Source organism: Sulfuricurvum sp. RIFOXYD12_FULL_44_77, from assembly GCF_001830725.1.
In the GTDB taxonomy this organism is placed as follows: Bacteria; Campylobacterota; Campylobacteria; order Campylobacterales; family Sulfurimonadaceae; genus Sulfuricurvum; species Sulfuricurvum kujiense_A.
In genome coordinates, this window is the sequence record NZ_MIBU01000179.1 from 1 (window position 1) to 9,407 (window position 9,407).

10 protein-coding genes and 1 tRNA gene are annotated in these 9,407 nt (G+C 45.1%); 4 read left to right on the forward strand and 7 right to left on the reverse strand.

Features of this window, described 5'->3' with window-relative positions; translation table 11 throughout:
* Nucleotides 1-109 precede the first annotated feature (109 nt).
* From rsmA to A2517_RS07075, 4 genes are all read left to right on the forward strand, one after another.
* Nucleotides 110-889 (forward strand): 16S rRNA (adenine(1518)-N(6)/adenine(1519)-N(6))-dimethyltransferase RsmA, encoded by a 780-nt coding sequence (gene rsmA / locus A2517_RS07060; RefSeq protein ID WP_294895515.1) that lies wholly within the window; start codon nucleotides 110-112, stop codon nucleotides 887-889.
* Nucleotides 890-964: 75 nt separating this feature from the next.
* Nucleotides 965-3,070 carry a ribonuclease J gene (locus A2517_RS07065; protein WP_294895517.1) on the forward strand — a complete coding sequence of 702 codons (2,106 nt, stop codon included), beginning with the start codon at nucleotides 965-967 and terminating at the stop codon, nucleotides 3,068-3,070.
* Between the two features lie 69 nt (nucleotides 3,071-3,139).
* Complete coding sequence (thyX, locus tag A2517_RS07070; RefSeq protein WP_294895519.1) at nucleotides 3,140-3,766, forward strand: FAD-dependent thymidylate synthase; 627 nt, start codon at nucleotides 3,140-3,142, stop codon at nucleotides 3,764-3,766.
* On the forward strand, nucleotides 3,763-4,005 hold the full coding sequence (locus A2517_RS07075) for a hypothetical protein (RefSeq protein WP_294895521.1): 243 nt from the start codon (nucleotides 3,763-3,765) through the stop codon (nucleotides 4,003-4,005). The genes thyX and A2517_RS07075 overlap by 4 nt, the downstream gene beginning before the upstream one ends.
* 155 nt (nucleotides 4,006-4,160) lie before the next feature.
* On the opposite strand, the gene rplT is transcribed toward A2517_RS07075, so the two are convergent.
* The 7 genes from rplT to glmM form a co-directional block, all read right to left on the reverse strand.
* Nucleotides 4,161-4,514, reverse strand: a complete 354-nt coding sequence (rplT, locus tag A2517_RS07080; RefSeq protein WP_294895523.1) for a 50S ribosomal protein L20 — start codon at nucleotides 4,512-4,514, stop codon at nucleotides 4,161-4,163.
* Between the two features lie 94 nt (nucleotides 4,515-4,608).
* Nucleotides 4,609-4,803 carry a 50S ribosomal protein L35 gene (rpmI, locus tag A2517_RS07085; protein ID WP_015652538.1) on the reverse strand — a complete coding sequence of 65 codons (195 nt, stop codon included), beginning with the start codon at nucleotides 4,801-4,803 and terminating at the stop codon, nucleotides 4,609-4,611.
* A gap of 124 nt (nucleotides 4,804-4,927) precedes the next feature.
* Nucleotides 4,928-5,455 (reverse strand): translation initiation factor IF-3, encoded by a 528-nt coding sequence (gene infC / locus A2517_RS07090; protein WP_294895530.1) that lies wholly within the window; start codon nucleotides 5,453-5,455, stop codon nucleotides 4,928-4,930.
* The gene (gene thrS / locus A2517_RS07095; protein ID WP_294895525.1) at nucleotides 5,455-7,263 is read right to left on the reverse strand and encodes a threonine--tRNA ligase; all 1,809 of its coding nucleotides are present in this window, start codon (nucleotides 7,261-7,263) and stop codon (nucleotides 5,455-5,457) included. Before thrS ends, infC begins: the two co-directional genes overlap by 1 nt.
* Before the next feature lie 96 nt (nucleotides 7,264-7,359).
* Nucleotides 7,360-7,435 (reverse strand) — tRNA-Val (locus tag A2517_RS07100).
* Between the two features lie 52 nt (nucleotides 7,436-7,487).
* Nucleotides 7,488-7,931: a signal peptidase II gene (lspA, locus tag A2517_RS07105; protein ID WP_294895527.1), complete on the reverse strand. Its 444-nt coding sequence runs from the start codon at nucleotides 7,929-7,931 to the stop codon at nucleotides 7,488-7,490.
* Nucleotides 7,924-9,264 carry a phosphoglucosamine mutase gene (gene glmM, locus A2517_RS07110; protein ID WP_294895528.1) on the reverse strand — a complete coding sequence of 447 codons (1,341 nt, stop codon included), beginning with the start codon at nucleotides 9,262-9,264 and terminating at the stop codon, nucleotides 7,924-7,926. Before glmM ends, lspA begins: the two co-directional genes overlap by 8 nt.
* Nucleotides 9,265-9,407: the final 143 nt, after the last annotated feature.

Genomic DNA, 9,407 nt, shown 5'->3' on the forward strand with positions numbered 1-9,407 from the left:
TGAATACTATCGTTATGTAAGTATAACTTCGATTACCAAAAGTAACGATAAAGGGGGGCAATTTATTTTTTAATAGGTGATTTACTCTTTATTGGGTACAATAGTTGTAATGCAACAAGATCGTGCCAAAATTGCCAAGAAGAAATTTGGCCAAAATTTTCTAAAAGATGAAGCTGTTTTAGCTCAAATCATCCAATCGATGCCCGATACCCCTCATCGTATCGCTGAAATCGGGCCTGGATTAGGTGATTTAACTAAGTATTTAGTTGATGTCAAAAGTGTTACCGCTTTTGAGGTCGATACCGACTTGTGCAAGCATTTGAAGCACCAATTTGCCGATGCAATCAATACCAAAGCTCTTGAGCTCCGTTGCGGAGATGTATTAGAGCATTGGAAGAGTGAGCTTTTGGATGAACCGTACGATTTAGTGGCGAATTTGCCCTATTACATCGCGACGAATATCATCCTCAAAGCCCTCGCCGATCCGGCGTGCCGAAACTTGCTTGTCATGATACAGCGTGAAGTAGCAGAGAAATTTTCTGCCTCACCTGGAGAGAGAGCTTTTGGAGCGCTCAGCGTCATTACGCAGAGTGTGGCTGAGGCGGAGATCGTGATTCACGTCCCCCCAACTGCATTCGAGCCTGCTCCCAAAGTCGATTCTGCCGTACTGCTCATTTCTAAACGGTCGAATCGTAATGATGAAGGGTTTGAAGAATTTTTACGAGCGGCCTTTACACAGCCCCGTAAGACCCTCCACAAAAATCTCTCCTCACGCTATGATGGGGCTCTTTTAGCTCAAGCATTTGAAACGCTTGAAATGGAACGCTCCATCCGACCTCATCAGCTTGACACCTCTGACTTTCACCGGCTCTACACCCTTATAAAATAACTTTTTCGGGTATTTTAGAGCATCCAAACATACCAAAATATAGTACGCTTTTTTGAGCGTCATAAAGGAAATATTATGTCCGATGAACAAACAGAATCACCAGCACAACCACAAGGGGAAAATCGTCAACGTCGTAACAACCGCCGACCTTTCCGCAATCGAAATACAAATGCTCCAGTAGGTACAGACGCGGCAACAGCTGAGCGTCCAAATGCAGAGCCACGTGAGGATAATCGCCCTCCGCGTCAAGACAACCGTCCGCCACGCACCGATAACAGACCTCCGCGTACGGATAACAGACCTCCGCGTCAAGACAACCGTCCTGTGCGTACCGATCGTCCTGAAGGGGCAGAAAATACGGCAGTTGATGCTGAACCGAATCGCGGCGGTCGCGATCGCGGTCGCGGCGGTCGCCGTGGAAGCCCAAGTACACCGATTGATAACAATTTGCGTGACTTTGTCCTCAAAAATCAAGATGCCCATAAAAATCGTCTTAACCCACACTTTAAACTTAATCTCGAGAATAATGAGAAAGTCCGTATTACTCCCTTGGGAGGTCTTGGAGAGATCGGTGGGAATATCACCGTTATTGAAACCGAAAATGAAGCGATTATCATCGATATCGGGATGAGTTTTCCGGATGAAGAGATGCACGGTGTCGATATCCTCGTTCCCGATTTCACCTACTTGCGCGAAATTCGTAAAAAGATCGTAGCTGTTATTATCACTCACGCCCATGAAGACCACATCGGCGGCGTACCGTATCTTTTCAAAGAGATGCAATTTCCTATCTACGGAACACCGTTGCCGCTTGCCATGATCGGTAACAAATTCGACGAGCACCACATGCGTGATTTCCGCCGCTATTTCAATCCGATCGTTAAACGTCAAGTCTACCGTATCGGAAACGATTTTGATATCGAATGGATGCATATGACCCACTCGATCATCGACTCATCCTCTTTGGCGATCACAACTAAAGCGGGTACGATTATCCATACGGGTGACTTCAAAATCGACCATACTCCTGTGGACGGGTACACGGCCGACTTGCACCGCCTTGCCCATTACGGTGAAAAAGGGGTTTTATGTCTCCTTTCCGATTCCACCAACTCCTACAATAAAGAGTGGACACCGAGTGAGCTTACCGTTGCTCCGGGGTTTGATCGTATCTTCTCAAAATCAGAAGGTCGTATCATTATGTCGACGTTCAGCTCGAACATCCATCGTGTCTATCAAGCTATTTTGGCAGGGGTTAAATACAACCGTAAAGTGTGTGTTATCGGACGTTCTATGGAGCGCAACCTCGAAGTGTGTATGCAATACGATTACATTAAACTTCCGAAAAATATCTTCATCGATGCCGAAGAGGCAAACCGTATGAGCGATAAAGATGTATTGATCGTCACCACAGGAAGTCAGGGTGAGCCGAGTTCAGCCCTTTTCCGTATGGCTATCGGCGAACATCGCCATATCAAAATCAAACCGACCGATTTGATCGTCCTCTCCGCACGTGCGATTCCAGGGAATGAGGGTTCTATTTCAGGGATGCTCAACTATCTGCAACGTGCAGGCGCCCGCGTTGCTAATGACCGTGATATTCACGTATCGGGACACGCGAGTATGGAAGAGCAGAAGTTAATGCTTCGCCTCACTAACCCTAAATTTTTCCTACCGGTTCACGGTGAATACAACCACATCATGAAACACAAAGATACCGCGATTACGTGTGGGGTTCCTGAGCGTAACATCCTCCTTATGAGCGATGGTGACTCTATCGAAGTCAATAGCAAAATGATGCGTAAAGTTAAAACGGTTAAAACAGGTAAAACGTATATCGATAACCAAAACAACCACCAAATCGAAGACGATATCGTTATCGATCGCCAAAAAATGGCATCCGAGGGGATGGTTATGTTGGTGGCTCAAGTGAGCGCCGCAGAATCACGCCTCCTCTCCAAACCTCTCGTAACAAGCTTCGGACTCGTGGCCGACCGTCACGACAAAGCGTTTGCCCAAGAGATGGAAGATGTGTTAGAGCACTTCTTGATCAACCTCAAACCGGGGCTTATCGAGAACCCGAAAGCGATAGAGAATGACTTGCGTCAAGTCGTGCGTAAACATATCTACCGCAAAATGAAAAAATATCCACTCATCGTTCCTCACGTTTTTGTGATGTAAAAGACGCTTTAGCGTCTTTTACACCTTACTTCGTTATACTCACTCAAAATTACTTCCAAAGATACTGCCATGAAAGTAACCCTACATCACCATACACCACTTGTAGTTTGTTCCGACGCCATCCGTACGTGCTGGCAAAGCTTTGACAAAAGCGATAACGGCGGCGAAGCAGACCGTGCTCTTATTGATCGTGTCGGCAATAAATTCAAACACGCCTCTACACTGGAACATATCGTCTATAACTTCTACGTAGAGGGGATCAGCCGTGCATTGCTCCAAGAACTCGCACGTCACCGAATGGCCTCGTTAAGCGTCAAAAGTACCCGCTATACCCTCAAAGAGCTCAAAGACGAAGAACCCTTTAGTATCGATCATCAAGAGCGTGCGGAAAAATATCTCGTTATGAGCGGCGTAGAGATGGTGGATGAGATGAGTATCAGAGCCCTTGAAAACCTTCGCGCCGTATTAGTTGCAGGGATCAGTAACGATCGTGCGAAATACTGCCTTCCCGAGAGCTATAAAACGGAACTTACGTGGTCGATTAACGCCCGAAGCTTGCAGAACTTTATTTCCCTTCGCAGCGATAAAGCAGCTCTGTGGGAAATTCGTGATTTGGCTAAAATGGTCTATGAATCACTTCCCGACGATCATCGTTACCTATTCGAAAATTCACTCAAAGAGGATCATCTCTCATGAAAAAAATTCTATTTCTTACACTGACAGCCCTAACACTCCTTATCAGCGGATGCGCTGAAAAACAAATCTCCTTCAATGGAATGATCTGCCCAGCAGGCAAAACGGAAGATCTCATCAAAGCCGATTTTCAAGAGTGCCGCTATTATGATCTAAAAGCCGCAACCGAAGCGTCAAAAGCTCCTATTACCGTGGAATGCCGACAATGTTTGGAAAACAAAGGGTATAAAATCGAGCAATAAATTAGTATTCCTTCGGGAATAGCAAATGTTATGTTGTTTTAAAGATTGAAGTAAAAGAGAATAAAGAAGAAAAATCTGCCTCGAAAGAGGCAAGCTTCAGTGCCTTAGCGGCGAGCGTAGCTTTAGGGGCTTCGCTCCTGAAGCGTTTAAAAGAATTATAATGCTGCTTTAGCAAGAGCGCTGAGGGCAGTAAATGCCGCTGCGTCGTTCATTGCCATATCAGCAAGGATTTTGCGATCAAGTTCGATGTTGGCACGTTTAAGGCCGTTCATGAATACTGAATAGCTCATTCCGTTTAGGCGACAAGCCGCGTTAATACGGATAATCCACAATTTACGGAATTCACGTTTTTTCTGTTTACGATCACGAAACGCGTATACGAGTGAGCGCTCGAGTTGCTCTTTCGCTTTACGGAAATGTTTGTGGCGTGCACTGTAGAAACCACGTGCGAGTTTCAATACTTTTTTATGACGTCTGCGTCTTACGACACCAGTTTTTACTCTTGGCATTTTTTTCCTTTCTTGACCCGGTTCACTTCAAATATAAATGACGGGGTGCCGCTATGCGGACTTGCCCAGCGTTATGCTGGAGGGTTAATAGGTTTTAGCCTACGATCATCTTTTTGATGTTTTTAGCATCAACAGCAGCAACCACTTTTGGTGTTTTTTGCCCGCGACGAGTTCCTGCATCTTGTTTAGTCAAAATATGACTACGGAATGCAGAACCACGTTTGAGCGTGCCGTTTTTCTTTACTTTGAAGCGTTTAACCGCCCCTTTTACTGATTTCATTTTTGGCATCGGCTTGATCCTTTCGCAAAAATTCTCTAAACGAGACGCGGATTATACCATAAATCAAGAAAAAATAAGTTTATGTTGAAAGTATTCTAAAGGGGTGTACGGGGAAAGACCCGTACGAAGTAGATTATTTTTTATCGTCTTTTTTCGGATGGATCATCATATTACAATAACGCCCTTCCATAGCAGGTGTTTTATACATCATACCGATATCTTCGACCATAGGCCAAACACGCTGTAAAACAGCAACTGCGGCTTCAGGGTGTGCCATCTCACGTCCGCGTAAGAATACGCGGAAATGGACATGTTTCCCCTCTTCGAGGAACTCACGAGCATGTTTTACTTTATAGCTCACATCGTTTTCAGCAATTTTAACCGAAAGCTTAATCTCTTTGACCTCAACTTTGGTTTGCTTTTTACGTGCCTCTTTTTTCTTTTTCTCTTCTTGATAATGAAACTTACCGTAGTCCATGATCTTCGCGACCGGAGGTTTTGCATCCGGAGAGATCAATACGAGGTCAAGCCCCAGTTCGTTGGCTTTAGCCATAGCCTCTTGAATCGTAATGATCCCTAATGCTTCACCACCATCTACTACACAACGTACCTCAGGAACGCGGATATCCTCGTTCATTTGGACTCGGTCTTGTTTCTTAATCAAAAATGTACCTCATTAATTTTTTGTTTTACCATTGCGAGGAAATCCTCTTCGCTCAGGTTGTATTGCTCGCGTGATCTGCGATCGCGTACGGCAATACTTTTGTTGTTTACCTCTTCATCGCCTAAGACGATGATCATCGGCACACGTCCTTTTTCCGCTGTACGAATCCGTTTATTGAGACTTTCGTTTTTATCGAAAATTTCAAAATCGGCACCTAAATCGATCAGTTTATCGGCCAATTCACGTGCGTACGCTTCGTGCGTAGGGGCAATCGGAACGATCGCGACCTGCGTCGGAGCGATAAACATTGGGAACTCCCCAGCGTAATGCTCCGTCAATATACCAACAAATCGCTCAAAAGAACCTAAAATTGCACGATGAATCATTACCGGCTGTATTTTAACGTTCTCTTCGCCGTTGTATTCGAGTTCAAAACGCATCGGAAGATTGAAGTCGAGTTGGATCGTACCGCACTGCCATTCACGTCCGATTGCATCGGTGATCTTGATATCGATTTTAGGACCGTAAAACGCTCCACCCCCCTCATCGATCTCATACGCGAGATTATTTTTGTCCATTGCCGTCTTAAGTGCGTTGGTTGAAATCTCCCATACCGCGTCATCTCCGACCGCTTTTTCCGGCTTAGTCGAGATCATCATTTTGTAGTTAAACTCAAATGTTTTCATGATTTTATCGACAAAATCGACCACTTCGATAATCTGCTGCTCGATTTGATCGGCCGTACAGAAGATATGGGCATCGTCTTGAGTAAATTCGCGTACACGGAACAAGCCGTGAAGTGCACCCGTCATCTCATGACGATGAACGACCCCGTATTCAAAATATTTGAGAGGAAGGTCACGGTAGGAGTGCAAATCATGCTCGTACACTTTGATGTGACCGACACAGTTCATCGGTTTAACGCCGAATTCGAGTTCATCAATATGGGTGAAATACATATTTTCACCGTAGTTTTGATAATGTCCCGACACTTTCCACAAATCAGAACGGAGCATTTCAGGGCCGCGTACCGGCTCATATCCCCGTTTGCGGTGTGCTTTGAAAAGCAATTGCTCCAAACGTGAGCGCATACGTGCCCCGGCAGGGAGCCAGATCGGGAATCCCGCTCCGACCTCTTCACGGAACGTAAAGAGTTTCATCTCGGCACCGATTTTGCGGTGGTCACGTTTTTCCGCTTCCGCCATTTGATCGAGATACGCTTTGAGGGATTCTTTATCGGCAAATGCGATACCGTAAATACGGGTCAACATTTCGTTTTTACTGTCACCCCCGAGATACGCACCGGAAATTTTGGTCAATTTGAAATAACGGATCAAACCGACACTCGGTAAATGAGGCCCTCGGCAAAGATCTTCAAACTCGCCTTGTTTATAGATCGTCACGGTTTCCGATGGAATACGATCCATAACCGCTTGTTTCAAATGATCGTTTGCAAATTTAGCGCGAGCTTCCTCTTTCGTGATTTCGTATCGTGTGATCTTCTCTTTGCCTTTGGCAATATCGAGCATCTTTTTCTCGATCGTTTTAAGATCTTCTTCATTTAATGTCTCATTGACTTTAAAATCGTAATAGAAGCCCTCTTTAACCGTCGGACCGACGAAAAATTTAGCATCGGTATAGAGCGCTTTGATCGCTTCAGCCATCAAATGCGCACAAGAGTGGCGAAGAACTTCGAGAGAATCGGGAGAGTTATCGTAAACGATCCCTTCACCCGTAATTCCAAGTGCTTCTGCCGTTTGTAAATCGATTATTTGATCATCATGCTTAAGTGCAATAATATCCATAAGGGTGTCCCTCGTTGAGAAAATATCGCGGATTATACGGGATTGTTGATTGGTTTACGATTAAATAAATAAATTTTGAGGAAAATTAAGGAGAAATGGTGGTCCCAACAGGACTCGAACCTGTGACCACTACCTTGTCGAGGTAGTGCTCTACCAACTGAGCTATAAGACCATCACAATTAATGCAAGAGCGAAATTATAGCCGCGTGGAAGTTAAAAGACACTTAACTCTTACACGACTGCGGACGAAAGTTTAAAATCAATAACCATATTACGGCGACATCGATCATAACATCAGCAAGATTAAAGACGGCGAAGTTAAATCCGCAATGCCAATAAACATAGTCAACTACCCCACCGTGGATAAAGCGATCATATACATTAGAAAAGCCCGCGCCTACCATGATACCGACCGGAAGGATATAACAGTTCTTTTTAAGCCAAAGAGTATACCCGATCACTCCTACTAAAAGGGCGATCTGTATCCATTTAAGTCCCTCTTCCAAAAAGGCAAACATGGAAAAGGCAACCCCGCGATTGTAGACGAGGATAAGATCGATACACTCGGTGTAATACCGAAATCCCTCGACAAAAATCCATTTGATATTTTGATCGACGATGAAAACACCCAACGCCGCTAAAATGAGAAGAATAGAAGATTTAAGCATTCAACGCTTTCTCGAAAAAGCTGACCAATTTTTCCATTTCTCTCTCCATCACTTTGGCATCTTTCCCCTCTAGTAGAATACGAAGTTTATTCTCTGTACCCGAATATCGGATCAGATGACGCATATGCTGGGCTTCCACCGCTTCGAGTTCAGTCGAGAGACCGTCGATTTGATCGAGCGGTTTTTTTATTTTGACTTTGATATTGACCAGTTTTTGAGGATAGAGGCTAAAGGGACGGAGCACTTTGCTCGCTTTCTCTCCCGTGGTAAGAAGGAGTGCCAAGATTTGAAGGGCGCTCACCAATCCATCACCGGTTTTGGCGTAATCGTGCATGATAATATGACCGCTTTGCTCTCCGCCGAAGTTAATACCGTTTTCACGCATCACTTCCAATACGTACTTATCGCCGACGTTGGAGCGGAAAAGTTTTAACCCGTTCTCGCTCATCGAATCCTCGAGTGCTTGATTGCTCATAACGGTAGCGACGATTCCGCCCCCTTTGAGCTGTCCGCTTTGGTGCAAAAAGAGCCCCAAAGCCCCTAGAATCTGATCACCGTCCACTTCGTCACCGTTTTCATCGACAACGATAAGGCGGTCGGCATCCCCATCGAGAGCAAGCCCGATATCGGCGCGATACTGTTTCACCGCTTCACGCAGATCTTTGGTATGAAGCGCTCCGCACCCCTCATTGATGTTAAATCCGTTCGGTTTGTCGTGCAGTACGATCACTTCGGCGCCCAGTTCTTCGAGTACGGTCGGCCCTACCTTATACCCCGCACCGTTGGCGGTATCTAAAACGATACGAAGCCCTTGAAGGGTTAAATCGCGGCAGAATGAATTTTTGAGCTGAACGATATAACGACCGATCACGTCATCGATACGCTTGGCACTACCGATCTTTTTCCCTGTCACCTGCCCCTCTTCAAGACGGGCTTTATTATGGGCTATCGCTTCGATTTGCGCTTCGATATCTTCGGAGAGTTTGTTTCCGTGGGCATCAAAAAATTTGATTCCGTTATCTTCATACGGATTATGGCTTGCAGAGATCATAATCCCCGCGTCACAACGCATATTTTCCGTCAAGAATGCAATGGCAGGGGTCGGCATCGGACCGATTTGTACAACATCGTATCCCACTGCGGTGAGTCCGGTGACAATTGCATTTTCGATCATATAGCCGCTGCGCCGCGTATCTTTTCCGACTAAAATCTTTTTCGTTCGGGAGTGGGCACTAAAATAAATACCTGCCGCCATCGCTACCCGCATCGCCAATTCTGCCGTCAAAAATGAGCCCGCTTCTCCGCGTACTCCATCCGTTCCAAAAAGTTTCATAAAATTTTCTTCCTTTTAGAAATTAGTTTTTCTTTTTTATTTCAGATTCTATAAATTTTAACTTAAATTTAATTCTCTTTAAGGTAGTATTCTACCCTAAAAAAAATTCGACAAGGATAAATGCCATGGCAAACCATAAGTCA